This is a genomic window from Marinobacterium aestuarii (assembly GCF_001651805.1).
In the GTDB taxonomy this organism is placed as follows: domain Bacteria; phylum Pseudomonadota; class Gammaproteobacteria; order Pseudomonadales; family Balneatricaceae; genus Marinobacterium_A; species Marinobacterium_A aestuarii.
The window spans coordinates 4,396,444-4,421,955 of sequence record NZ_CP015839.1 but is presented as its reverse complement, the minus strand read 5'-3'; the positions used below and the strand labels follow the sequence as shown (position 1 = coordinate 4,421,955).

Genomic DNA, 25,512 nt, shown 5'->3' with positions numbered 1-25,512 from the left:
TGCGGGATTTAATATTGTGACTCGGGCAGGTGCAACACCAGGCCCTCAAGCGCTTCGCTGATGACCAGCTGGCACGTCAGGCGGCTCGAGGCACGACGCTCGGATGCATATTCCAGCATGTCGGCCTCGGCTCCTTCGGCCTCAGCCACTTGTGCTTGCCACTGATCGTCGACGTAAGCGTGGCAGGTGGCGCAACTGCAGGCACCGCCGCAGTCGCCCTGGATTCCGGGAACCGAGGCAAACATGGCCGCCTGCATGACCGATTGGCCAATTTCGCCAGTTACCTGGTGTTCGGTACCGTTGTGTTCGACGAGCGTTAGCGTGGGCATTATCTGATTCCTTTTAAGCAAGGGCGGGAAGTGGCTGCGCGGAAAAACGTGGAGCGCGGCCCAGGGTCAGCAACAACAAGGGGCCGACAAGGCAGCAGGCCATGGAATACAGCAGCATCGCCGAGTAGGAGCCGGTGCGGCTGAGCAATAGGGCGAATAGCAGCGGTGCCAGCGCCGAGGCGACGGTGTTGAGTCCCTGATGAACGCCAAACAGCCGGCCGTATTCGCGCAGGCCGAAATAGCGGGCGACGAGAAAGGCGGCGATGTCGAACTCCGCGCCGGCTCCAAACCCCACCAGAATGGCGGCGCTTAGCAATAGCATGAAATCCTGGGTGCCACTGAGATAGATCAGGCAGCCGATGGCCGGCAGTGCCAGGCTAATCGCGGCCACGCCTGGAGGCCAGTGGCGATCCAGCAGATAACCGATCAGCAGGCGGCCGAAAATCAGTGAGACGCCAAAGCCGCTGAAAATGAGGCTGGCATCGCTGGCCGTCAGTCCACGACTCTGCAGCATCGGCACCGTACTGGTGACCATGCCGACGATGGAGGAGATCACCAGACCGAGCGCCAGGTTACAGGTCCAGAACTTGCGGGACGCCATGCCTTCCTTAAAGCTCATGCCCTGCAGCGCCGGCAGTTTGTTGCCCCGGTGTTGCTGATTTGACATGTCGCTTCCCGGTACCTTGAACCAGAGCAGCGTCAACGGCAGTAACAGCAGCAGGTTGAGCAGGGCAAGAATGACGAAGGCTGCACGCCAGTCCCATTGCTCAATGCCCCAGGCCAGCAAGCGCGGAATAGTGGCTGCGGTGAGGCCGGTACCCGAGAGGCCGATTGCCAGCGCCAGGCCGCGATTGCGTTCATACCAGAGGCTGAGCAACTGGGTCCAGGTTACGGCCAGCGCTCCCATGCCGACGATCGGTAGCAATGCAAAGGCCAGGTAGAGGGACCAGATCGATGGGGTTAGCTGCGTGGTTAAAAGGTAACCCAGCGACAGCAATATTAGCGAGATCACGGTGACCCGCTTCATGCCGTGACGCAGATTGAACCATCCGACCAGTTGCAGGGAAATTACGGCGCCACCGAAGAGGAAGGTGATCGAGACCTGCAGCTCGCTCTTGCTCCAGCCGAAGGCCTGCTCCAGCGGGAGCACCAGGGTGCCAAAACCGTACAGTAGTGCAGCGTTGATGCTAACCGCCACCCCGGCGACCGCGAGAATAAGCATTCTCCAGCCTTGCCGAAACTCAGTGAAATCAATGGCAGCGTCGCTAGTTGGATGGGACATCGGGCAGGCACCTGTTATGGGTCTTATTTTTGCCGAGCAGCTGGGCATTATCTCTTGGTTGCGCAGCTGATAGATATTCTGATATAAGAATAAAATCTCGTATGCAGAATATATCAGTGTGAGTCGCCTGTCTAGTCATGCTGCTCCGGTCTGCTTCAGAGTAAAAAAACAACTATAAAGGGGATGCGCCTGTGCTCTGGCGCGTACTGCAGGAGCAGGTTGCGGAGGGCGGGTAGCTGTGACGCGTCGCGTTGCACGCCTATGGCTGTCGACGGCAATGGGGTTTTTGTATGATCATAATTTTAAAAAATGTTCATATTATGTTCTTTTGTGAGCCTTTTAGCCCTTTTCCTGGCGATTTAATGCCAGTCCAGGCTGCGTCAAGTAACCCAGGGCTCCAGCTTGGCGCTCTATACTAGCGGTATCAGCTAGAACTTCCTGGTTGGATCGAAATATTTACAAATGAGTTAAAAGTGTTCATTATCTTGTTTGGTGGTACCTGATAAGGAGAATAATATGAGTTCCGAGAAAGCGCGATTTCAAGTAGTGGCCGACCGCAGCCGGTGCTGTGGTTACGGCTTGTGTGCCGCCATCTGCCCCAGCATTTACAAGCTGGATGCTGATGGTTTGGTCTACCTGGACGACAATATAGTCCCGCCCGAGCTTGAGGAAGAGGCTCGAGAAGGTGCGGCAGCCTGTCCCGCCGAGGCGATCTGGCTCGAAGACATCACACCTGAGACTGGCAAAGCCTGAGTTTTTTGTGAAACAGCGGTCGCAATCACAGATGAATGATGGAGGGGCGGATGACAGGTCGTTTGGAAGGTAAGGTTGCCCTGATTACGGGTACAGGCGGTGGTCAGGGCAGGGTTGCCGCACTGCAGTTCGCCCGTGAAGGCGCCATTGTGGTGGGGTGTGATTTCAATGCGGATGGGCATGAGGAAACGTCCGCCTTGCTACAGGCCGAAGGCTTGCAGCTGCATGGCTATGCCCCTGTTGATCTCGGCGATCATGAACAGGCCCAGGCATGGGTCGAGTCAGCCGCGGCCGAGCATGGGCGCATCGATATTCTTTACAATAACGCTTCGGCGGCGCGCTTTGGCCCCGTCAGCGAGTTTAGCGTCGAGGATTGGCGCTACACCATGCGCAATGAAATCGATCTGCTGTTCTACACCACCAAATACGCATGGGATTACCTCGCCGAGCAACGCGGGGTGATTATCAATGTGTCATCGACGGCTGCCTGGGGTGGCTCCAAGGTCGCCGGTATCGCGGCCCATGCCGCTGCCAAAGGGGCGGTGGTTTCCTTTACTCGTCAGCTGGCGGTGGAGGGTGCGCCTGTGGGAATTCGCGCGGTCAGCCTGAGCCCGGGGTTCATCGCCACGCCAGGCACAGCGGCATTTCTCGAGAACCCCGCGGCCCGTGCAGCCTTGCTTGATGGCGTGCTTATGGATCGCCCCGGCGAGCCGGAGGAAGTGGTCGCCATGGCAGTGTTTGTGGCCTCCAGTGAAGCCTCGTTTATCACGGGCTCCGATTTCGTTATCGACGGTGGCCTGTTGGCCGTTTAATAGATCTGGGCAGTGCTGCTGTGCAGATGTGCCAAATTACTACCGTCCGCGCAGGCATCAGCCTAAGCCCGGTACGAAAAAAATCGAATAAGAACAGGTGAACCGTCATGGACATCATTGGCATTGGCTACATGGGTTTCGAAACTGCGGACATCGAAGCCTGGCGTGAGTATGGCCCGCAGGTGATGGGGTTCGGTATTGGCCGCTCGCCCCAGAGCGATCCTGATTCCCTCTACTTCCGCATCGACGACCGGCGTCATCGCTTCGCCTTCCATCCTGGCAAGATCGACCGTATCGCCTACATCGGCTGGGAGGCTGTCGGGCGCATGGCGTTCGAGGATGCCTTGAAGAAGTTCACCGCCGCCGGTGTCGAATTTACCCGTGGTGATGCCGAACTCTGTGAGAAACGCGGGGTGCGCGAGCTGATTCGCTTCCGTGATCCGGTGGGCTATCAGCATGAACTGTTCTATGCGCAGAAATGGACACCGCGCTCCTTTCAGCCAGGCCGCCCCCACGGCGGCTTCCTGGCGGACGAGCGCGGTGCCGGTCATGTGGTGTTGATCACGCCCGAATACACGCCTGAGCTGGAGCATTTTCTCCTGGAAGTGATGGGATTTCACTGGTACGGCGCCGGTGCGGGTAAAGGGCGTACCGGATTCTTCCGCTCCAAGCTCAACACTCACACCAGCCATGATATAGCCTATGGACACGGGCCCGGTCGCATGGGGGTTCAGCATGTGGGCATCGTTGTGAACAGTATCCGCGATGTTGGCGAGACCTACGACATCGTCAGGAAACGCGAATTGCCGATGATGATGACCCTGGGGCAGCATTGCCAGGATCCGCATGTGTCCTTCTATCATTTCAATCCGTCGGGCTTTGCGTTCGAGACCATTGCCGAGATCGAACCCTGGCAGGGCGACCCCTATGAACTCAATCCCGAAGTGCTGAGCGTCTGGGGGCACGAGATGGTCGGGCCCATCCTCGGTCCGAGTGTACGTACGCCCGAGGAAGTGCTGGATCCCGAGTACCTGGTCAGCAAGCGCTAAGCATGCGTCTGGCGCGCGTTGACATTAGTGGCGAGGCATTCTGGGCTCTGCTGGAGTCGCCATCCGGTCCGCTGAGACGCATTCGTGCGCCTTTTGCTGAGTGGCTGGGCGTGCTGGCGCAGCGGGGGATTGCAGCGCTGGATCTGGCCGAGGAGCCTATCGAGCTGGCTCGCTGCCGGCTCTTGCCTCCGCTGCAGCCCGGTGCCCGGGTTTTTGGCGTTGGCTTGAACTACCTGAGTCATCTGCAGCGCCTGGGCACTGAGGCTCCGGCGCACACCTTGGCCTATATGAAGCCGGAGTCGGCGTTGCTGGGTGCGCTGGATGATATCCAGTACCCGGTACTGACGGCCGAGCTGGATTACGAAGTCGAACTGGTGGCGATGCTTGCCCGGCCTTTGCTGGATGAGCCACAGGCGAGCAGTTGCCTGCTCGGTTATACGGTGGGCAATGATATTAGTGCCCGCGACGCCGGCCGCCAGATCGGTCGCCTTGACCTGCTCACCCAGAAGGCAATGGATCGCACCACACCCCTGGGCCCCTGGATCACCACCCTTGATGAACTGGGCGGCAGCGGGCAACCAGCGCTGGAGATGAGTCTGAGCGTCAACGGCGAGCGCCGCCAGCAGGACAATACCCGCAACATGATCTTTCCCGTCGATGAATTGCTCAATTACCTCGATGCACGCATCGAACTGCGCCCCGGCGACCTGCTGTTCACCGGCTCGACCCATGGCGTAGGCCTGGAAAACGGGCGCTTCCTGAAGCCTGGAGACAGGGTCGAGGCGCACATCCAGGGCATAGGTGCGCTACGCAACCGCGTCGGCGCGTCACGTCGCCTGCATCCGGCGCGGGAGGTCGGGCGGCTGGGGCGGCCCGCATGAGCCTGAACAGGCAAGGCGCTCCGGTGAGCGTAACGAGACCCGAGTATGCCCCGTTCTGGGCGCCGCTGCGCCACAAGTTGTTTGTGGGGCTGTGGCTTGCCTGTGCGGTGGCCAATATGGCGATCTGGATGCAGACGGTCGGCGCAGCCTGGATTATGACCCTGTTGTCGGCCTCACCCTTGATGGTCTCGCTGGTGCAGACCGCGATCACCCTGCCGGTGTTCCTGTTCGGCCTGCCGGGCGGGGTGCTCGCTGATCGCATGGACCCGCGCCGCCTGCTGTTGCTCACCCAGTCGGCGATTCTCGGTGCTGCCGCGGTGCTCTGTCTGCTGGCCTGGTTCGACCTGCTGCAGGCCTGGTCGCTGCTGCTGTTCACCTTCGTCCTTGGCAGCGGCAGTGCGCTGGGCATGACGGCCTGGATGACCACGCTGGTCGGCGTGATCCCGCGCGAGCAGGTTCCGGCGGCGGTATCCCTCAGCGGCATCTCGATCAATGCCACCCGCGCCCTGGGTCCGGCTCTGGCCGGCGCACTGATTGCCTGGTGGAACAGCGCCTCGGTGTTCCTGGTCATCGCCCTGTGCATGGCCGCGGTCATTGTTTTCATCATTTTCCAGCTACCAGCCAAAACCCGTGTAGATGATCTGCCGCCGGAGACCCTGGTCGGCGGCATGCGCAGCGGCCTGCGCTATATCCGCCACTCGGATGTGTTGTCCAGCGCGCTCAAACAGGTGTTCGTCTTCACCAGTTGTGCCAGTGCGCTCTGGGCGCTGATGCCGCTGGTGGCCAAGCACGAGCTGGGCATGGGCGCAGGTGGTTATGGCCTGCTGATGGCTTTCATGGGGGCAGGTGCAGTGCTGGCCGCTCTCAGCCTGACCAGTGTCTATCGTCGTTTTCCGCTGCGCCGGCTAATCGTCGCCGGCGCTTTCGCGTTCGCGGCGGCAACGTTCGCGGCGGCACTGTCGAACAGCAAGCTGGTGGTCTGTGCGATGCTGCTGCTCGCCGGCATGGGCTGGATGGCGGTAAACGCGACTATCTCCACTGTGGTGCAGACTTATGCGGCGAACTGGGTGCGTGCCCGCGTCGCCTCGGTGTACCTGCTGGTGCTGATGGGCTCAATGGCTGTGGGTGGCGTCCTGTGGGGGGCGCTGGCGCAGTATCTAGGGCTGGAAAACAGCCTGCTGCTGTCGGCCACGAGCATTCTGCTGGGGGTGCTGTTGACCCGCGGCGGGACCATTGCCATGGGTCGGGAAGCTGATTTCGCCGACGCGCAGCAGACCGACAAGCCGGTGCTGGTGCTGGCGGGCGACGTGTCCCATGACGATGGGCCGGTCTGCGTGGAAATCAGTTATCAGGTAGGCGCTGAGGAGCGTGACGACTTCCTGCGCATCGTCTATGCCGTCGGCCAGTCGCGGCGGCGCAACGGCGCGCAGAACTGGCGACTTTATCGTGACCTCGCGCAAACCGATCATTACGTCGAGCGCTTTATTGTCGAATCCTGGCTGGACTACCTGCGTCAGCAGGAGCGGGTGACCCTGGCCGATGAAGTGCTTGAACGTAGCTTGTCTCGGTTTCGTTTCGAGCCATTGGCACCCAGGCGATATATCTATCAATCGCCGGTGGATGTGGTTTGAGTCGCACGCGCGGCTGGATATAAGATTTCCGTATTAAATTCGTGTGACTATTTTATTCTCGATATAGAATGATGCTTTGTCTTCAAGCCACATTACCCGAGAAACTCCTATGGACAGCACAGATGTCGACGCTCCCAATGATAACAACAAGGCCGCATCCGTCGTCACGGTGAAGCCGGTCGTCAATGCGGTGCGCATTCTCCGTCACCTGAGCCAGGTTGGTTCGCCGGAGCGTTCGGTCGACATTGCCCGGCAGTTGTCGATCAATCCGAGTACCTGCTTCAATATTCTGCGCACACTGGTGGTGGAGGATGTCGTCGATTTCAATCCCATGTCCAAGCGTTATTCGGCGGGTGCAGGGCTTGCCCGTCTGGTCGAGCAGTTGGTGACCCAGGGCCAGCGCGTGCAACTGGCCAAGCCGCTGTTGCAAAACCTGGCGGCCCAGCAGCGGGTGACGGTTACGCTGTGGCGACGGGTGGGACCTGACCGAATTGTTATCGTCAGTTCTGCCGCCAGCCCTGCGGATGTGCGTATTGATATGGCTGAAGGCCAGCGCTTGCCGATGCTGATGGGCGCCAGTGGCAGATTGTTCGCGACCCAGGTAAATCTCGACGATCCGGATATTCAGGCGAACTTCGAGCGCATTCGCTGGGCGCGGCCGCTGAGCTTCACAGCCTATCGCGAGGAGGTTCGCCTGGCCGCCGAGCGTGGCTGGGCGATGGACGATGGGCATTTCTCGATCGGTATTCTGGCCGTGGCTGCCCCGGTTTACTCCGCCTCCGGTTCCATCGACTTCACGGTGTCGGCAGTCATGTTTCGCGGGCAGCGAGACCCCGAGGGAATTGAAGAGCTCGGGGCCGCGCTTATCGAGTTCTGCGCTGAAGTGGCGACAGTGCTGTCCTGAAGGCTCAGCTCAGTCCCTGACCAGCAGCAAGCTGCCCCCCAGTGGTCCACCGCCCGCGGCGACCGCTGCAACATGCTGATTGGCGGCCTGGCGGCCATCAGCCCGGCCCCACAGTTGTAAACAGGCTTCATGAACATAACCCAGGCCATGGGTGCGCCCGCCGGACAGTTGGCCGCCGTTGGTGTTGATGGGCAGTTCTCCGTCCAGCGCAATGCGCTTGCCACCGGCGACGAATTCACCACTGTGCCCGACCGGGCAGAGCCCGAGGGCTTCCAGCCAGATCATGGTGAGTATCGAGAAGCCATCGTACAACTGTGCCGAGTCGACATCTTTAGGACCATAGTCAGTGCGTGACCACATCATCTTGGCGACATCGAAGGCGGCCATTTCGGTCAGTGATATCTGATCCCAGGACCAGGGCTGGTTGAGTGCCGCGCCCATTGCCTCGATACGAATGGGGGGCTGGCGTGTGTCGCGCGCCGCATCACGGCGCGACAGCACAATGGCCGTGGAGGCATCGCAATGCACGTCGCAATCGAACATGCGCAGCGGTGTGGAGATCATCCGTGATTGCATGTAGTCATCCATCGTCATCGGTGAGCGATAGATGGCCTTGGGGTTGCGCTGGGCGTTCTGCCGGCAGGTCAGGGCGATCTGCGCGAGTTGTTCCGGCTGAGTGCCATATTCATGAAAATGGCGCTGTGCATACAGGGCCATCAGGTTGATGCCGGACATGACATTGAAGGGCGTAAACCATTGCCAGGAAAAGCTGCTGTCGCGCCCCTGGGTCTTGTTGCTGAGTGCCCCCGCCTGCTTGTTATGTACACGTGCCGACGCCTCGGTAATGGTGCGAAAGACCAGCACGTGCTTGCACATGCCCGCCGCAATGGCCATGGCGCCGTTGATCACCCCGGCCAGAGGCCCGGGGCCTTCGTAGCCACCGCCAAACCAGTTGACGTTTAGCCCCAGGGCGTTTTTCAGTGCGCCGGGGCCGACCGGCGAGAAGGGGTCACCATTGTTGTTGTCACCCGGCCAGCAGGCCACGCCGTCGATGTCACTGCGCTCGAGCCCGGCATCGCTTATGGCTTCCAGGCAGGCATCCACGGTCAGGCGCATGGCGGACTTCGATGACGGCCGACCCACTTCTGACTGGCCGATACCGGTGATAGCGACGTCTTTCTCGTAGCGATGATCGAACATTATTGATCCCTCTCGAACAGTGGTAGCCAAACATCCTCGACGTTAAGAAAGCGCACCTTCACCGGCATGCCAATGTGCACCTCCATTGGGTCCATGTTAACGACATTGCTGATGAAGCGAAGCGACGGTTGGTCGGCCAGCTCGATAATCGCAACCACATAGGGAACCTCGAGCTCGGGGATCCACGGCTGATAGTTCAGTGTATAGCTCAGCACCGTGCCCTTGCCGGATACGGCTCTGGCATCGACCTCCAGGCTGGCGCAATCGGGGCAGATCGGCCCCGGCGGATGAAAGAAGCGCGCACAGCCACTGCAATAGTGGATCAGTAATTCACCCCGCTCGCCGCCCTGCCAGAAGGCGCGATTGTCGTCATTGAGGGCGGGCAGTTTTCTTGTCATTGGAGAACCCCGGGGTCTGGTTTTGACTCAGGTTTAACATTATCATTTGTACATATTTTTGAAAAGTGTCATATTTCTAGCGTCTGACTGGCCATGCTTGGCTATGGTCGAACTGAAAACAACAAGAGGATCTGTACCTATGTCCCAGTCTCTGCAAGGCAAGAATGTCATCGTAACCGGCGGTTTCGGCGTATTGGGCCGCGCTCTTGGGCAATCGTTGCTGGAGCGCGGCGCGCGCGTGGCGTTGCTCGACCGTGCCGAAGCCCCGAAATCCTTGCTCGATATGCAGAACCTACTGTCATTGGGAGGCGTTGATCTGACCTCTGCCGAGTCGGCCAAGGCTGCACTGGCACAGGTTGCCGAGCACTTCGGTCGCATTGATGGGCTGGTGAACGTCGCCGGTGGCTTTGCCTGGGAAACCCTGGAAGCCGGTAGCCTGGAAACCTGGGACCGGATGTACCAGATGAACGTGAAGACGGCAGTGGTCAGCTGTCAGGCAGCACTGCCGCACCTGCTGGCCTCACCTGCAGGGCGCATTGTGAACATCGGTGCCCTGGCGTCACTGAAGGCGGGTCAGGGTATGGGCGCGTACGCGGCCTCCAAGGCCGGCGTGGCGCGTTTAACCGAAGCCTTGGCCGAAGAAGTCAAGGATCAGGGCGTGACGGTCAATGCAGTAATGCCCAGCATCATCGACACCCCTTCCAATCGCGCCGACATGCCGGAAGCCGATGCCAGCCGTTGGGTATCGCCGGCGGCTTTGGCCGGCGTTATTGCCTTCCTGCTGTCGGACGAGGCCGCGGTGATCACGGGGGCCTGCCTGCCTGTGAGTGGGCGCGTATGAAGCGCGTATCCAGGTCCTGCTCGCTCGTTTTTATGGGAGTCGATAGCTGATGCGACTCGTAACCTTTGCTGATGACACCGGTTTCGAGCGAGCCGGTGTACTGATCGACAGCGACCAGGCCGTGCTTGACCTGCAGCAGGCCTACCGTACTTTGAAAGGCGGCGATAGCCCCCAGCTCGCTAGCGTTCTGGCGTTGGTGGAGTCCGGTGATGCGGCGCTCGATCTGGCCCGCTCCCTGGTGGCCCGGGCGCCGGCTGATGCCGTGCTGGAGCGTTCGGCGGTCAAGCTGCGGGCGCCGATTCAGCCTCCGCCGCAGATGCGGGACTGTTCGTGCTTCGAGTTGCATTTGCGCCAGAGCTTCGCCGCTGCACGCCGCGCCCGTGCGCTGCAGACGCCCGACCCGGAAGCGACCCTGAGGGCGATGAATACCCGGGCCGACGATCGCGTTATCGATACCTTCAATCGCCAGCCAATTTATTACAAATGCAATCGCTTCGCCGTTATCGGCGCTGATGATGAATTCCAGTGGCCAAGTTTCAGCAAGGCGATGGATTTCGAGTTGGAGTTCGGTTGCTACATCGGCAAGCGTGGCAAGGATATCCGTCGGGAGGACGCGCGCTCGCATATTGTCGGCTACACCATTTTCAATGACATGAGTGCCCGGGATGCTCAAGCCAGGGAGATGCCAGGGATGCTCGGTCCTGCGAAAAGCAAGGATTTCGACACCGGCAATATCATGGGGCCCTGTCTGGTGACAGCGGATGAGCTGGGTGACCCCTACGACCTGAATATGGTGGCGCGGGTTAACGGTGAGGAGTGGGGGCGCGGCAACACCCGTGACATGCGCTGGCAGTTTGAGGATGTCATTGCCCATGTCTCGCGCTCCGAAACCCTCTATCCCGGTGAGTTCCTGGGGTCGGGTACGGTTGGTAATGGCTGTGGCCTGGAACAGCTGCGCTACCTGAGACCCGGTGATCTGGTGGAGCTGGAAATCGACGGTATCGGCGTGTTGCGTACCCGCGTCTGATGACCCGAGCGCTCCCTGCTCTGGAATGCCCGCCGGGGCAGGCAGAGCAGGGGCCCAGGTGTGAGATCGCAAAGGTTCTCGCAGATGAAAAGCTATAAAGATATACATTATTGGTAAAAGTGTCTTATATTTACCCTGGCTTCATACACTCTGTGCCATTAACAGGAGACAATTATGCTAACAAAAAGCCCTGTGTTGTCCGACGGAACCAAGGTTTCGGATTTGATTTACCCCTCGACCCGAGAAGTGCAGATGCGTGTGCTGTCCGATCGGGAAATCTATGAGCTGGAGATGGAAAAAATCTTCGGCAAGTCCTGGATTCTGCTCGGACATGAGTCGGAGATCCCCAATTCAGGGGACTTCATCGTGCGCGATCTGGGCTCGGACTCGGTCATCGTCGCCCGAGGCAAAGAGGGCGAAGTCTTCGTATCCCTCAACGTCTGCCCGCACCGCGGCATGCGTATTAGCACTGCCGATTGCGGCAACACTCAGATCCACAAGTGCATCTATCACGGCTGGGCCTTCCGTACCAATGGCGACTTCATCGGTTCGCCAATCGAGCGCGAGTGCATGCACGGCAAGATGACGCCCAAGGAAGAACTGGGTCTGCGAAAGGCGCGCACGACGCTCTACGGAGGTCTTATTTTCGCCACCTGGAATATCGAGGGGCCATCCTTCGAGGAGTTCCTCGGTGACGCCAAATGGTATTACGACATGCTGTTCTGTCGCAGCGACAAGGGCATGGAAGTGCTCGGTCCGCCGCAGCGCTTTATTGTCAATGCCAACTGGAAAACTGCCGGAGAGCAGTCGGCTGCCGACGGCTTCCACACACTGACCTTGCACCGCTGGCTCGGCGAAGTGGGCAACTATGCCAAGAAAGGCGAGGGCGAGGGCGAGGGGACTGACCTGAGTCCGGAAATGATCGGTGTGGAAATCAGCTCGCCCCATGGTCATGCGTTACGTTGCATCGACCTGGCCCGCAAGATCAAGCGTCTCACCGGGCTTGACCCGGCCGAACTGTCGGTCCAGGAAAAGCTCGATGCCCTGCCTCCGGCCGGCATGACCGGTGAAATGGTCGAGCAGCTGGCACGCAATCTTAGTGATGAGCAACTACAGGTATTGACCACCATGCCACCGCAGGTTGGCGGTATGTTCCCCAACATACTCTTTGGTTTTGTCTATATCCCGCAGCCCGATGGTTCGGTGGTCGGTTCCATGACGCTGCACGCCTATGTGCCGCATGGGCCGGACAAGCTGGAATTCGTTAACTGGATATTTGCCGAGAAGGATGCGCCGGCCGAACTGCGCGAGAAGATGCTCAAGCAGACCATCCAGTTGTTTGGCACCTCGGGTATGGTTGAGCAGGACGACTCCGATACCTGGCCGCACATGACTTTGTCCGCCAAGGGCGCTATGGGGCGTAAGAGCACCTTGAAATATCAAGCCTGCTTTGAAACCGGTGCACCTGAGGGTTGGCCGGGACCAGGTATTGTCAACGAAGGCTTCACCAAAGACGATACCCAGTGGCACTGGTGGTTGTACTGGCATGAGCTGATGATGGCGGAAGATTGATCGCTCATTCCCCCCTTGTTTCTCTGTCATAACAATTAGCTTCAGGGAGTTTTCTTATGGCTCAAGTTCAAGAACGAGATTCCACGCAGATCCAGCCGGGTTCACCGGTTGGCATCAAGCGTGTCCCCGTGGGTTCGGATATCTACAACCAGGTCGTGACTTTTCTGTATGAGGAAGCCACGCTGCTGGATCAGATTCGGCTACAGGAATGGAGCGAGCGTCTGGCCACTGATCTGGTTTATACAGTACCGCTGCGGCATACCCGTGTGCAGGCGGAGCAGTCGGCCAGTATCGTGCGTAGCGTGCAGCATTATCATGACGACTATCGCTCAATCATGGGGCGCATACTTCGCCTGTCTGGCAAGAGCGCCTGGGCCGAGGATCCGCCGTCGCGCACGCGTCGTCTTGTGACCAATGTCTTTGTCGAGGAAACCGCCAAGGCTGACGAGTTTGTGGTGACCAGCTATCTGCTGCTGACCCGCAACCGCTTCAAGGATCACCACGTCGACATCATCAGTGGCGAGCGCCGGGATCTGTTGCGGGTCTGCGAGGACGGCTTCAAGTTGGCGCGGCGGGAGGTCATCATCGACCAGGCCGTATTGGGCACACCTAACCTGGCGGTATTCCTTTAACAGGAACGGCCTGCGCGCACTGCCGGAGCCGCCTTCAGGCGGAACCGGCAGGGCTCAGGGTCAACTGGCTGAGCCAGAGCTGGTCGTCGGCACAGAGTGTTGGCTGCCGCTCACTGAAGTTCCAGGTTGACCCTATTATTCTTGCTGCGATGGCGGCCCGATCGGGCTGTTGGCTGTAGCAGAGTCCGGTGCTGGACGCGTGTACCTGGGCGTCGAGATTTTTCTCCAGACCCAGGGATATGAGCGTGCAGCGTCGCAGCAACAATGCGGCTTCCGCCTCTTCATGAGGCAGAGTGTCCAGTGCCCATCGCGCCATGCCCTGGCGCAAGTTGATGTTGCAATAGGGATCGGGGGCCTGGACGACTGAATCCTTCAGCTCCCAGGTGAGCAGCTCGCAGCCATCTCGCAGCAACCTGGCGCTGGTGTGTCCGTCGACCCGCTGAGGAATCTGGATGTCGTACCGGCGCCGGGTTGTCTGCCTGGCGGCATTTGCGATAGCCAGCCCCGCCAGATCGAGCAGGTGAGTGCATTGGTGTTGTGCATCGACCTGTCGTGTTACCGAATGGGCAATTGCATCAAGTGGCATGCCGACCAGCTGTTGCAGCTGATCGGTGGCCTCTGGGCAGGCGGAGTAGGGGTAGCGCAAGGCTTCGCCGCCGATGGCGGTGAGCACTCGATCATAGTGGCGTACCCAGACACGAAAATGGTGGAAGTTGTCTTCCAGCGCGGCGCGCACTGTACCTGCAGTCTGATGCTGTAACGAGGTGATGTCCACTCGGCGGTGAAAGGTGCTCATTTCTAGTTACCCTTACAGTTTTCTATGCATACCTGGAACCTTAGGCTAGAGTGTATTTAAACATAAAAACAGAAACTGTATACATAAAACAAGAGGAAGTTCCCTATGGGACTGCTGAACGAGCAGGTGGCGCTGATCACGGGCGCCGGTGGTGGTATTGGACGGGGCGTAGCACTTAGCTTCGCCAAGGCGGGGGCGGCCGTGGTCGTTGCCGAACTTGATGTGGAAAGTGGCAGGGCTGTGGCCGCAGAGCTACAGGCACTGGGTGCCCGGGCGCTGTTCATAAAAACCGACGTTTCCAGCAAGCGTGATATAGATGCGGCGATCCAGGCGGCGGTCGATCAGTTTGGTGGTTTGGATATTCTGGTTAACAATGCCTTCGCGCCGACACCGAACGTACTGCTGGAGGACAAGACCGATGCCATGCTCGAGAAAACCCTGAACTCCACTGTCTGGGCGGCCTGGTGGACGATGAAGGCAGCATTGCCGCACATGCGGGCGCGCGGTGGTGGCAAGATCATCAACTTCTATTCGATCGATACCGAGGTGGGGGCCTGGTTGCATGGCGACTATAACGCTGCCAAGTCGGCCGTGGTGGGTTTAACGCGCAGCGCCGCGTCAGAGTGGGGGCGCTTCAATATCCGGGTAAACGCTATAGCCCCGACAGCCATGGGCGCGACCTTTCACAAGCTGGCCGCGGAGAATCCCGGGTTCGCTGAGCACTCGGCGGCGTTGCGGCCCCTGGGGCGTTGTGGTGAGCCGGAAGAGGATATCGGGCCGGTGGTGGTGTTCCTTGCGTCCGAGATGTCGCGTTTCGTGACCGGAGAAACCATCCATGTGGACGGTGGCTTGCATCTGCCGGGTTATAACTCGCGTCCTGCAGACGTTCCTGCCAGGGAGTACTGATCCACAGTTGTAGTGCGCGGGTAGAACCAAGCAGAACAGAAAAGGGTTGCACGCTAGCGTGCAACCCTTTTTGCGTATCCAGCGTCCTTACGGATCCAGCATCACATTTGCCGCGAGCTGCGTGCTCGCGGCATGGATACTGTCTTAGGTCTTCGCCACCTTGATGTCAGTATCTTCCAGGTCCCAGGTGTCGGCGGTTTTTCCTTCATCGCGCAACTGGTATTTCAATATGCGGCCCTGGGGATTTTTTGGCAGGCTGGTACGGAACTCGATGTATCGGGGCAGGGCATAGTAAGGCACCGAGTCGGTCGCCCAATGGAACAGCTCGTCCGGCGCGAGCTCTGCTCCATCGTGCAGTATGGCTGTGACCTTGACATCGTCTTCGCCTTTGTCCGAGGGCACTGCATGCACCGCAACTTCGGCCAGGGCGGGGTGCACAGCGAAGGCTGCTTCCATCTCGAAGCTGGAAATATTTTCGCCGCGTCTGCGCAGGTAGTCCTTCTTGCGGTCGACAAAGTAGAAGAAGCCCTCATCATCGAACTTGCCGATATCGCCGGTGTGGAACCACATGTTGCGCATCAGTTTCATTGTGTCTTGCGGGCGCTTCCAGTAGCCCTGGAACATGATGTCAGGGCGCAGCGGGCGAACTACGATTTCCCCGGGCGTGTTAGCCGGCAGCTCATGGTCGTTGTCATCGATGATGCGCACGTCGAAGTCAGGAATGCGCTTGCCTGACGAGCCTGGCGCGGCGTACTCACCCGCTGCCAGGGATGTTATGACACAGGCTTCGGTGAGGCCGTAGCCATTTCCGCCAACCAGCGGCGTACCGAAACGCTCGCGCCAGATCTTCTTGGTTTCCTCGGTATAGGGGTTGCCTCGGGCGGTGTGGATCTGGCCGACGCAGCGTTTCATGGCATCGTTGTCCGGCGCCTGGGCCAGAAGGCCACCCATGCCGCCGAGAATAGAGGCAATGGTGGCGCCGGATCGTTCGACCTCCGGCCAGAAGCCGGACACCGAGAAGCGCGGCAGTATCGCTGCTCGAGCGCCCACCATAATGCTGGCGATGATGCTGACGCACAGGGCATTCATGTGAAACAGGGGCAGCGGCGTGATGGTTACGTCGTCTTCGGTGGCCGGGCCAGCACGAAGCTGCAGGCGAGCCAGATTACACATGAAGTTGTAGCTAATCATGCAGCCTTTTGAAGGCCCGGTCGTTCCGGATGTGTAGATCAGGCAGGCGAGGTCCGACGGCTGCGGCTTGCTGGAGAGAGGCGTTGCATCGGTGCCGCGGTAGGCATCGAGGGCGGCGATCGGAATGCTGCAAGCAGCGGGCTGCTCCAGTGCGCCGCGGTGAAGTATCTGAGTCACTTCACTGAGCTGATCGGCGAGGGGGGTCATGCGTGTCAGGTAGCCTGCCTCGCATATGACTAGGTGCGTCCCTGTATCGGCGATCTGGTGGCGCAGGAACTCGCCTTTGAGCGCAGTGTTTATCGGCACGCTGACGGCGCATAGCTTGTTGATTGCCAGCCAGCAGATGACAGCATCGATGTTGTTGTCCAGCATGGTTAGCACAGTATGGTTCGGCTTAACCCCGAGGCTGGCCAGGGAGTGCGCCATTTTGGTCGATAGTGAGTCAACATCTGAATATGTGTACAGTTTTCCGCTAAAGTCCAGCAGGACTCTCTCTGGATGCCGCGCTACTGCACGATCTAATGCTGCGATAACCGTGTCATTTTCACCGACTGCCCATGTCTCCGGATTCCCGATACCATTCATGACTTGCCTCCTTTGGTGGCTCTCCCATCAATGGGATGCGAATATTATTTTGATGTTGGAATGCAATTCTAAATAGAAATTAGTCGAATGTCTTTAGGAAAAAGTTGAACAGAAAGTGAAAGATAGCCTCAAGTCATGTGATAGTCTGTTTTTTATTTAACTCTAGGGATTGCAATCGATGCCAAAATCCGCCGCCAGACCTGAAGAAACCGGGGCTGCTGCGCCTGTCAGCAAAAAGTCATCCAGGGCCGTAAAGGCGCTGCCAGCCGGCAAGAAAGTCGCGAAAAAAAATGCTGTGACATCGAGGAACGGCGGTCAGGTGAAACCGAATCGGCGCTCGGAAGAGACCATTGCCAATATTCTGGCGGCCACTGAAGAGGTGGTGCTGCGCTCCGGAGCTGACCGCATTTCGATCCTTGACCTTTGCCAGGTGGCCGGGGTTTCACGCGGAACTTTTTACCGTTATTTCTCTTCTCAGGACGACTTGCTGGATACCTTTTCCCGGCACAAGCGCGACAGCTTCCACAGCGCTCTGACAGAGGTTCTCGGTGATATCACCGATCCTGAGGCGCGACTGAACGCATTGATCGCCTATCTGGACACTTATCTTGAGCAAAGCCGAGCCCGGCGCCTTCTGGTGGTGGCGCCCGATTATGCACTGAGCTTCTTTAGACGCATCTTTCACGATTCAATTGTGCGCTTTCAGGATCAGCTCGACATCGTTTTCGACGAGTGGGATGCCCGTCTTGGCGCCAAGCTCGATCGTGAATTGATTTGTGAAATGATTATCCGCTATGTGTTGAGCGAATTGCTCGTGCCGGAAGGCGGTAGCCGGCGCCTTTTGCCGGTGAGGGTCAAAAAGTTGATCGTTGCTCTGACTGCAGGTTCCTCCTCCCGCTCGCGTCGCTGACGCTTTCTCCCGAGTGCGCAGGGCCTTCAGACACTGAGGGCCTCAAGTGCATTCCCGCTACACCTTTCCAGTCCTAAGCACGTTTTGATGGCAAAAAGCATCCCGGCCCCGCTGTGCCTGCGAGAAGGCTCAGGCATGTGATTTTGAGCATTCCACGAAATAAAATGAACAGAATTTTGATTTCTGATCAAATTGATTTTATGCTCTGGGTTAGATGCGGGTTTGGCAGGCGCATATTCAGTTGCTCTGGCCGTGTCTGCCGGGCCACAAAACCAGCATCCCATAATCACAAAAAGTGCCACTTTCCGAGGTTCTGAACATGCTTATCGACCTGCACGCCCATGCTCCCCATCCTGATTACTATGACCAGCATCCCTATTGGGGGCCGGCCTTTGAAGCCCAGCCCGATGGCGACATCAAGCTGCGTGTGGGTGACTGGATTTTGTCGCTTGGTGCCCCGGAGCGAAAAAAGGCGCTGCGCGAGGCGCATGCGCGCGGTGAGACACTGAACGTTGAAGAATACATGGCCAAGTGGCGTGACCCGAGCAACCGTCTGGCAGCGATGGATGCCGCGGGCCAGGATGCCCAGGTGCTGTCGGTCCCGAGCCACTGCTACATGTACTGGGCCGAGGCTGAATTTGCCGTTCCCTTTGCCCGCACGGTCAATGATGTACTGGCCGACTATTGCTCCAAGGCGCCCAATCGCCTGATGTTCTGGGCCCATGCGCCGTTGAACGTACCGCATGAAGCGGCCAAGGAAATTCGTCGCGCCGTTACGGAACTTGGCGCCAAAGGTCTGGTTGCCGGTGGCTCCAATTTCGGTGGCATGGAATACGACTCGCCTGAGCTGGATCCTGTATGGCAGGCGCTCTGCGATCTTGATGTGCCCATCTTCGTACATGGTTATAACCAGTCGGTGACCTGGGGCAAGGAGGCCAATACCGATCGTTACGAGACCACTGCTATAGTCGGCATGAACTACGATGAGACCAAGTGCTTCTGGTACCTGATCAATGGTGGTGTGCTGGATCGTTTCCCGAATCTGAAGGTGTACATTACCCACGGGGGCGGTTTCGTGCCTTACCAGCTGGGGCGCATGGCTCAGACCAACCCGAATCTGGACCTGTACAACAACAAGAAGCCATTCTTGGAGTATATGTCCAACTTCTACTTTGACGTGGAGCTGCACGAGCTGCCGATGCGCCAGGCAATGGTTGATGTAATCGGCGCCGACCGGGTGCTTTACGGGTCCAACTTTGGCGGCAGCGATGCCGTTCGCCATGACCTTACCGACGGCCTGCACCTGTCGGATGAAGATCTGCAGAAGATCCGCTGGAAAAATGCCTGCGAGCTGCTGCATCTGGATCCGGCAAAAGTAGGCAAGGTGGATGTCTGATGAAGCTTGCGCGTTGCTCATACAATCAGACCGACCCGTTCTGGGCGGTGGTCGATCCAGACAGAGATGAAGTGCACCCTATAGAGGGTGAGTTCTCTAGCTGGGCGCCCGCGGTTGCCGGCGGTGCTGGAATAAGCGCGTTATGCCTTTCCGATGTAACCCTGGCGCTGTCCAAGGTGCGGCTGTTGCCACCCATAGCGCCGGTGAACAGGGTGGTCGTGGCGGGCGCGAACTATGCCAAGCATCTGGCGGAAGATTTTGGCCTGTCTGCGCCGTCGCAACCGGTGGCCTTTCTCAAGGCCTACGGTGCCTTGATTGGCGCGAATGATCCGATTCGCTATCCACCGCTGACCGCAGAGCTTGATCATGAGGTTGAGCTGGTGGCGGTGATCGGTAATTCCGATGTGGATCTGGAAGATCCCCTTGCCTGCGTGCTGGGCTATACCGTGGGCAACGACGTCAGCGCCCGCGATTTGCAGCGCAGCGGCCCTGCGGGTATCGGCATGGATCTGTTCGCCGCCAAGAGCCAGGACAGAACTACCGGTGTGGGCCCCTGGGTTGTTACCAAGGACGAATTTCCGGCGGGTTCACCCGGCTTGCGCCTGACCCTCAAGGTGAATGGCGACATCCGTCAGGATGGTTCAACCACTGAGATGACCTGGGATGTGGGTCAACTGGTCAGCTTTGTCCAGCAGCGCTCCAGTTTCGCCTGCGGCGACATCCTCTTCACCGGCTCACCTGCGGGTGTGGGAATGGGCACAGGTCTGTTCCTCAACCCAGGGGATGTCGTCGAAGCCACAATCGAGGGCATCGGAACCTTGCGTAATGTCGTGAGCGAAAAGTCCAGCAGCCAACAGGGGGCGAAACATGACCACTAACAAACAAGAAAAAATTGTAGTCGTCGGTGCCGGTTTGATGGGCACCGGTATCGCACATGGCTTTGCCAGTGCAGGGTTTGATACGGTGCTGGTCGATACCAACGTCGAGTCCCTGGCGCGCGCCAGGGACGGCATTGAAAAAATTCTCAATGATGGCGTCAGGCTTGGCAAGATGAGCGCCGAGTCAGCCGGGGCTGCTCTGGCGCGCCTGGCCACCTGCAGCTACCTCGGCGAAGCGGCAACCGGCGCCAACTGCCTGGTCGAAACCGTGTCCGAACAGCTTGCCGTGAAAAAGGCGGTTGTGGTTCAGGCCGAGCCGCTGCTTGCGCCAGACGCAATCATCGCCACCAACACCTCGGCATTGAGCGTGACCGAGATTGCTGCGGCATTGAAGTGCCCCGAGCGGGTGATTGGCATGCACTTCTTTAACCCCGTGCACAAGATGAAGCTGATAGAAATGGTTCGCGGATTGGCCACCAGCGATGAGACCGTGGTGCGCACGCGAGCCTTGTGCGATGCCATGGGCAAGACATCTATTGTGGTCAATGAATCCCCCGGCCTGACCACCAGTCGCATGTCTGCGCTGCTGGGCAACGAAGCCATGTACATGCTGCAGGAAGGAACCGCCAGCGCCGAGGATATCGACACTGCTTTGCGCCTGGGCTTTAACCACCCTATGGGGCCGCTGGAGCTGGGCGATCTGACGGGCTGGGACACGCGTCTGTCAGTGCTGAAATATCTGCATCAGTCGCTGGGTGAAAAATTTCGCCCCTGTCCGCTGATCATCAAAATGGTCGCCGCCGGTCGCCTGGGTCGCAAATCCGGACACGGGGTTTACCGTTACGAGGACGGAAAGCAGGTGCCTGATTCCGGCCTCAAGGCGAGTGCGCTATGACGGGCGTCGTTATTGTTGATGCCGTCCGCACGCCTGTCGGCCGTTTTCGAGGCAGTCTCGCCGGGGTGCGTGCCGATCACTTGGGTGCCCTGGTGCTCCAGGCGCTGGTCGAACGCGTTGGCCTGGCGCCTGAAAAGGTTGACGATGTGATCTTTGGCTGCGTGACACAGATCGGTGAGCAGTCTGCCAACATCGCTCGCACGGCGTTGCTGGGCGCCGGTTGGCCGGTCACGGTTCCGGGGCTGACGCTGGACCGCAAGTGCGGCTCCGGTGAAGTGGCGGTACATGTGGCGGCCGGGGTCATCGCTGCGGGTGCGGCAGATATTGTCGTGGCCGGCGGTGCCGAGAACATGAGCCGGGTGCCCATGGGCAGCAATCGCGAAATCCATGGCGACGCTTTTGGCTGGATGGCCGCGGATAGGTACGAGCTTACCAGCCAGGGTGAGGCTGCCGAGCGCATTGCCGACAAGTGGTCCATCAGCCGCGATGAGCTGGACGATTACGCCTTCACCAGTCACCAGCGCGCGGCCCGGGCGGCAGACGCCGGCTACTTCGCCAATGAACTGGTACCCGTTCCCGTCGAGGCACTGCGGGAGAAAGCGCTGACTGAACCTGTGGCCGACTTGCTGGCGGACGAGACGATTCGCCGCGACAGTTCGCGGGAAAAGCTGTCGACCCTGAAGACCAGTTTTCGCCCTGAAACGGGGCGGATCACGGCGGGCAACTCGTCGCAGATATCCGACGGTGCCGCGGCCTTGCTGTTGATGTCGGCCGAGACGGCGCAGCGTCTGGGGTTCAAGGCCCGGGCGCGTATCCGTGCCTTTACCACTGTAGGCGCCGATCCGACGCTGATGCTTACCGGGCCCATCGCGGCGACCCACAAGGTGTTGGCCCGCGCCGGGCTTCGGCTGGATGACATTGATCTGTTCGAGGTCAACGAGGCCTTCGCATCCGTGCCCCTGGCCTGGATGCGCGAGACCGGCGTTTCGCACGAGCGGCTGAACGTGAACGGCGGGGCCATTGCCCTTGGTCACCCGCTCGGCGCCAGCGGCGCCCGCCTGCTGACGAGCCTGTTGAACGAGATGGAGCGCCGGGGTGCCCGCTATGGTCTGCAGGCAATCTGCTGTGCCGGCGGCATGGGCACGGCGACCATTATTGAACGGATCGACTGATAATGTCGGCGGGAGAGTATTGAGCATGGCCCGGGTTCCCCTGATACCGCTGGATGCAATACCACCGGAACTGCGTGGGGCAATCGAGCGTGGCCTTGGAAGCCAGATGCTGAGTTCACCCAGGCCGGTTCAGGCCTGGGCGAATCGCCCGCCCATCGCCTTGGCATGGCTGGAGCTGCTGGAGCGCTTCTATCAGGACAGCTTGTTGAGCGAGCGCCTGCGGGAACTGCTGCGGCTGAAGGTTGCCAGCATCACTACATGCCAGGCGTGTCAGCTGGCCCGCAAGTCTGACACTGTCAGTGAAGAGGACATCGCCTGCCTGTCGCTGGATAGCGATCGCTTCACGCCGGCAGAACAGGCGGCGCTGGTTTTCGCCGAACTTTTTGCCGGTAATTACCAGGCGATCGATGACCAGCACTATGCCCGTCTGGCGGAGTGTTTTACCCCCGCAGAGGTCGCTGAGATCAGCATGTTCTGTGGGCTGATGCTGGCTGGTGGGCGCCTGACCTATGTCCTGCAGGCCTATTGAGGCCGTGGCTTCTAAGCACTAGTTCCTTGGTTTTTCAGTTAAATGAGCATAGTTCTACAAAGTGTTCATAATCTTAAGGCCGGTGCTATGCCTTCTAGCACAGCGCAGGGCTCCGTGGGGCCGAGAGTGCGACCCCGTATAACAATAAGGAGACGACTATGTCCGCCCCAACTGATGATAATTTGGAGCAGGTGTTCGCCAACGTGGCGAGTAACTACCGTGGCAGCGATATTGATCTGCATGCCGTGTATCGCGAGATGCGAGAGAAGAGTCCGGTGCTTGAAGGTAATTTCATGGCGAGCATGGGGGTGCCGTCAATCGCGGGGCTTGATCCCAATAGGCCGACCTTCACGCTGTTCAAGTACGACGACGTCATGGCTGTTATGCGTGACGCCACCAATTTCACCAGCGGCTTTATTGCTGAGGGGTTGGGCTCGTTCTTTGACGGGCTGATTCTCACTGCGATGGACGGTGAAGCGCACAAGAGTATCCGTAACCTGTTGCAGCCCGTCTTCATGCCCGAGACCGTCAACCGCTGGAAGGAAACCAAGATTGACCGGGTTATTCGCGAGGAATACCTGACACCCATGGTCGAGAGTAAGGCTGCGGACCTTATGGAATTTGCCCTGCATTTTCCGATTCGGGTGATTTATTCGCTGATCGGCTTCCCGGAAGATCGACCGGAGGAAATTGAGAAGTATGCCGCCTGGGCTCTGGCGATTCTGGCGGGCCCGCAGGTGGATCCGCAGAAGGCCGCCGCCGCGCGTGGTGCGGCGATGGAGGCTGCCCAGGCGCTTTATGATGTGGTCAAGGTGGTGGTTGAGGAACGTCGCGCTGAGGGCGCTACGGGTGATGACCTGATCTGCCGGTTAATTCGGGCGGAACACGAGGGGCGATCACTCGATGATCATGAGATTGCCACTTTCGTAAGGTCCTTGCTGCCCGCCGCCAGTGAAACCACAACCCGAACCTTTGGCACCCTGATGACGCTGCTGCTGCAGAATCCAGCGGTGCTCGAGCGTGTGCGCAACGATCGTAGCCTGGTGTCCAAGGCCATCGACGAAGCGGTGCGCTACGAGCCGGTAGCGACCTTCAAGGTACGCCAGGCGGCCAGGGACACCGAGATTCGCGGGGTGGCCATACCCAAGGGGGCCATGGTTTCGTGCATCGTCACCTCGGCCAATAGGGACGAAGATGCGTTTGATAAGGCCGATGTATTCGATATCGACCGACGCGCTCGGCCCTCCTTCGGTTTTGGCTTCGGTCCGCACATGTGTATTGGCCAGTTCGTGGCCAAGACGGAAATTCAGTGCGCGCTTAACGCCATTTTGGATCTGATGCCCAATATCCGTCTCGACCCAGCCAAGCCTGCGCCTGAGATTGTAGGCGCGCAACTGCGCGGCCCACACCAGGTACATGTGATCTGGGACTGAGCCAGCGTCCGGGGCCTGTGGGGCTTTCTCAGTCTGCACGCGGGCTTGGTGCCGCCCGTCAGGGGCGGTTTGGGCTGGTGATATCCAAGCTCTCCGGATGCTTATTGAACATAAATTAAAAATGTGTTTATATTAAGTCTGATCGTGCTCTATGATCGAAGCACTTAAAGAAAACCCGTTAGCGGAGCGAATAATAATGAAGGTTGAAGATCTGATCCTGGTCAGCGTTGATGATCACGCGATTGAGCCACCAAATGCTTTTGCTCGTCATATGCCTGAGCGTTTCAAGGGGCGGGAGCCCCATGTCGTTAAGAGCGGCGAACGTGATGTGTGGGTTTTCGAGGAGCAGGCCACCGGTTACATGGGCCTGAACTCGGTCGTGGGTCGGCCCAAGGAAGAGTACGGCATGGAGCCGCTGGGCTATGACCAGATGCGCCGTGGTACCTGGAGCATCAAGGACCGCGTTGACGACATGAATGCCAACGGTGTGCTCGGCTCCATGTGCTTCCCGACTTTTCCCGGCTTTGCCGGTCAGCGCTTCCAGGTACACAGTGATCGTGATGTTTCGCTGGCTGCCATCCGTGCCTATAACGACTGGCACCTGTATGACTGGTGCAATGCAGCCCCTGGTCGATTCATTCCTCTGATGCTGGTGCCCTGGTGGGACATGCAGGCCGCCGCCGCTGAAGTCAATCGCCTCGCGAAGCTGGGCGTGCATGCTGTGTCCTTGTCGGACAATCCGGCTGTGCATGGCTATCCGTCGATCCACAGCGACTACTGGGATCCTTTGTGGAAAGCCTGCTCGGACAACAATGTTGTGATTTGCTGCCACATCGGCACCGGGGTTAAGGCAACTCATGCCTCAGACCTGTCGCCGATCGACGCCTGGATCACTACCATGCCGATCTCTATCGCTAACTCTGCGGCTGACTGGATCTGGGCGCCGATGTGGAAGAAATTCCCCAATCTGCGCATGGCCCTGTCCGAGGGCAGCATTGGCTGGATTCCTTACCTGCTTGAGCGTGCCGACTTCACTCACCGTCACCACAATGCCTGGACCAACTCCAACTTCGATGGGCAGATGCCCAGCGATATTTTCAAGAAGCACTTCGTCACCTGCTTCATCGAAGATAAGTTTGGCCTGCAAAACCTGAGCTTTATGAACGAAGACATGGTTACCTGGGAGAGCGACTACCCGCATTCCGACTGCACCTGGCCACACTCGCCTGAAACGGCCTGGGAAGGGCTGCAGCACCTGTCGAAGGAAACCGTCGACAAGGTGACCCACCTCAATGCGATGCGAGAGTTCTCCTTCGATCCGTTCGCCATTCATGGTCGCGAGAATTGCACCGTAGGTGCCCTGAGAGCACAGGCTGCCCACGTCAAGACCGAGCCTGCGCTGGGTCTGGGCGGTGCCGATCACGGACGCAATGACGGCAAGGCGGTCACCTCGGGCGACATCAATGCGATGTTCGAACAGGCAGACGCCGGTACTGCGCTTTAAGGCCTA

The 25,512-nt window shown here is 59.0% G+C and carries 25 protein-coding genes; 19 read left to right on the top strand and 6 right to left on the bottom strand.

The genetic code is table 11. From position 1 onward, the window contains the following. Window positions 1-8: 8 nt before the first annotated feature. Window positions 9-329 (bottom strand): 2Fe-2S iron-sulfur cluster-binding protein, encoded by a 321-nt coding sequence (locus A8C75_RS19370; protein WP_067386005.1) that lies wholly within the window; start codon window positions 327-329, stop codon window positions 9-11. Window positions 330-342: 13 nt separating this feature from the next. After that, window positions 343-1,611: an MFS transporter gene (locus A8C75_RS19365; protein ID WP_067386003.1), complete on the bottom strand. Its 1,269-nt coding sequence runs from the start codon at window positions 1,609-1,611 to the stop codon at window positions 343-345. Between the two features lie 516 nt (window positions 1,612-2,127). Between A8C75_RS19365 and A8C75_RS19360 the strand changes: the two genes are divergently transcribed. From A8C75_RS19360 to A8C75_RS19335, 6 genes are all read left to right on the top strand, one after another. Further along, window positions 2,128-2,364, top strand: coding sequence for a ferredoxin (locus A8C75_RS19360; protein WP_067386002.1), 237 nt, complete (start codon window positions 2,128-2,130; stop codon window positions 2,362-2,364). 50 nt (window positions 2,365-2,414) lie between these two features. Then, window positions 2,415-3,176 (top strand): SDR family NAD(P)-dependent oxidoreductase, encoded by a 762-nt coding sequence (locus tag A8C75_RS19355; RefSeq protein ID WP_067386000.1) that lies wholly within the window; start codon window positions 2,415-2,417, stop codon window positions 3,174-3,176. Between the two features lie 107 nt (window positions 3,177-3,283). After that, window positions 3,284-4,225, top strand: a complete 942-nt coding sequence (locus tag A8C75_RS19350) for a VOC family protein (RefSeq protein WP_067385998.1) — start codon at window positions 3,284-3,286, stop codon at window positions 4,223-4,225. A 2-nt stretch (window positions 4,226-4,227) separates the two neighbouring features. Beyond that, complete coding sequence (locus tag A8C75_RS19345) at window positions 4,228-5,106, top strand: fumarylacetoacetate hydrolase family protein (RefSeq protein ID WP_067385996.1); 879 nt, start codon at window positions 4,228-4,230, stop codon at window positions 5,104-5,106. Further along, window positions 5,103-6,737, top strand: coding sequence for an MFS transporter (locus A8C75_RS19340; protein WP_067385994.1), 1,635 nt, complete (start codon window positions 5,103-5,105; stop codon window positions 6,735-6,737). Before A8C75_RS19345 ends, A8C75_RS19340 begins: the two co-directional genes overlap by 4 nt. A gap of 109 nt (window positions 6,738-6,846) precedes the next feature. Continuing rightward, window positions 6,847-7,641: an IclR family transcriptional regulator gene (locus tag A8C75_RS19335; RefSeq protein ID WP_067385993.1), complete on the top strand. Its 795-nt coding sequence runs from the start codon at window positions 6,847-6,849 to the stop codon at window positions 7,639-7,641. A gap of 9 nt (window positions 7,642-7,650) precedes the next feature. Here A8C75_RS19335 and A8C75_RS19330 read toward each other — a convergent pair whose 3' ends face one another. Both A8C75_RS19330 and A8C75_RS19325 read right to left on the bottom strand, forming a co-directional pair. Further along, complete coding sequence (locus A8C75_RS19330) at window positions 7,651-8,841, bottom strand: thiolase family protein (RefSeq protein ID WP_067385991.1); 1,191 nt, start codon at window positions 8,839-8,841, stop codon at window positions 7,651-7,653. Further along, the gene (locus A8C75_RS19325; protein ID WP_067385989.1) at window positions 8,841-9,239 is read right to left on the bottom strand and encodes a Zn-ribbon domain-containing OB-fold protein; all 399 of its coding nucleotides are present in this window, start codon (window positions 9,237-9,239) and stop codon (window positions 8,841-8,843) included. The genes A8C75_RS19330 and A8C75_RS19325 overlap by 1 nt, the downstream gene beginning before the upstream one ends. A gap of 139 nt (window positions 9,240-9,378) precedes the next feature. On the opposite strand from A8C75_RS19325, the gene A8C75_RS19320 reads away from it, so the two are divergent. From A8C75_RS19320 to A8C75_RS19305, 4 genes are all read left to right on the top strand, one after another. Next, entirely contained in the window at window positions 9,379-10,080 is a 702-nt protein-coding gene (locus A8C75_RS19320) for an SDR family NAD(P)-dependent oxidoreductase (protein ID WP_067385986.1), read from the top strand. Between the two features lie 49 nt (window positions 10,081-10,129). Further along, a complete protein-coding gene (locus tag A8C75_RS19315) occupies window positions 10,130-11,107 on the top strand; it encodes a fumarylacetoacetate hydrolase family protein (protein ID WP_067385983.1) in 978 nt (325 codons plus the stop codon). A gap of 174 nt (window positions 11,108-11,281) precedes the next feature. Next, entirely contained in the window at window positions 11,282-12,679 is a 1,398-nt protein-coding gene (locus tag A8C75_RS19310; RefSeq protein ID WP_067385981.1) for an aromatic ring-hydroxylating dioxygenase subunit alpha, read from the top strand. A 56-nt stretch (window positions 12,680-12,735) separates the two neighbouring features. Beyond that, a complete protein-coding gene (locus tag A8C75_RS19305; RefSeq protein ID WP_067385979.1) occupies window positions 12,736-13,311 on the top strand; it encodes an aromatic-ring-hydroxylating dioxygenase subunit beta in 576 nt (191 codons plus the stop codon). Between the two features lie 34 nt (window positions 13,312-13,345). Here the strand turns inward: A8C75_RS19305 and A8C75_RS19300 are convergent, their stop codons facing one another. After that, window positions 13,346-14,107, bottom strand: a complete 762-nt coding sequence (locus A8C75_RS19300) for a DUF2889 domain-containing protein (protein ID WP_067385977.1) — start codon at window positions 14,105-14,107, stop codon at window positions 13,346-13,348. Window positions 14,108-14,212: 105 nt separating this feature from the next. Between A8C75_RS19300 and A8C75_RS19295 the strand changes: the two genes are divergently transcribed. Continuing rightward, window positions 14,213-15,013 (top strand): SDR family NAD(P)-dependent oxidoreductase, encoded by an 801-nt coding sequence (locus tag A8C75_RS19295; protein ID WP_067385975.1) that lies wholly within the window; start codon window positions 14,213-14,215, stop codon window positions 15,011-15,013. Window positions 15,014-15,157: 144 nt separating this feature from the next. Here A8C75_RS19295 and A8C75_RS19290 read toward each other — a convergent pair whose 3' ends face one another. After that, window positions 15,158-16,789, bottom strand: coding sequence for an ATP-dependent acyl-CoA ligase (locus tag A8C75_RS19290; RefSeq protein WP_067385973.1), 1,632 nt, complete (start codon window positions 16,787-16,789; stop codon window positions 15,158-15,160). A 178-nt stretch (window positions 16,790-16,967) separates the two neighbouring features. On the opposite strand from A8C75_RS19290, the gene A8C75_RS19285 reads away from it, so the two are divergent. From A8C75_RS19285 to A8C75_RS19250, 8 genes are all read left to right on the top strand, one after another. Beyond that, entirely contained in the window at window positions 16,968-17,699 is a 732-nt protein-coding gene (locus A8C75_RS19285; RefSeq protein ID WP_067385971.1) for a TetR/AcrR family transcriptional regulator, read from the top strand. Between the two features lie 319 nt (window positions 17,700-18,018). After that, on the top strand, window positions 18,019-19,095 hold the full coding sequence (locus A8C75_RS19280) for an amidohydrolase family protein (protein ID WP_067385969.1): 1,077 nt from the start codon (window positions 18,019-18,021) through the stop codon (window positions 19,093-19,095). After that, window positions 19,095-19,973 (top strand): fumarylacetoacetate hydrolase family protein, encoded by an 879-nt coding sequence (locus A8C75_RS19275; RefSeq protein WP_067385966.1) that lies wholly within the window; start codon window positions 19,095-19,097, stop codon window positions 19,971-19,973. Before A8C75_RS19280 ends, A8C75_RS19275 begins: the two co-directional genes overlap by 1 nt. Then, the gene (locus A8C75_RS19270) at window positions 19,963-20,868 is read left to right on the top strand and encodes a 3-hydroxyacyl-CoA dehydrogenase (RefSeq protein ID WP_067385964.1); all 906 of its coding nucleotides are present in this window, start codon (window positions 19,963-19,965) and stop codon (window positions 20,866-20,868) included. Before A8C75_RS19275 ends, A8C75_RS19270 begins: the two co-directional genes overlap by 11 nt. Continuing rightward, window positions 20,865-22,040 (top strand): thiolase family protein, encoded by a 1,176-nt coding sequence (locus A8C75_RS19265; protein ID WP_067385962.1) that lies wholly within the window; start codon window positions 20,865-20,867, stop codon window positions 22,038-22,040. Before A8C75_RS19270 ends, A8C75_RS19265 begins: the two co-directional genes overlap by 4 nt. A 25-nt stretch (window positions 22,041-22,065) precedes the next feature. Further along, window positions 22,066-22,569, top strand: coding sequence for a carboxymuconolactone decarboxylase family protein (locus A8C75_RS19260; RefSeq protein WP_193788204.1), 504 nt, complete (start codon window positions 22,066-22,068; stop codon window positions 22,567-22,569). Window positions 22,570-22,727: 158 nt separating this feature from the next. Beyond that, on the top strand, window positions 22,728-24,002 hold the full coding sequence (locus A8C75_RS19255; RefSeq protein ID WP_067385960.1) for a cytochrome P450: 1,275 nt from the start codon (window positions 22,728-22,730) through the stop codon (window positions 24,000-24,002). Between the two features lie 196 nt (window positions 24,003-24,198). Then, complete coding sequence (locus A8C75_RS19250; RefSeq protein WP_067385959.1) at window positions 24,199-25,506, top strand: amidohydrolase family protein; 1,308 nt, start codon at window positions 24,199-24,201, stop codon at window positions 25,504-25,506. Window positions 25,507-25,512 lie beyond the last annotated feature (6 nt).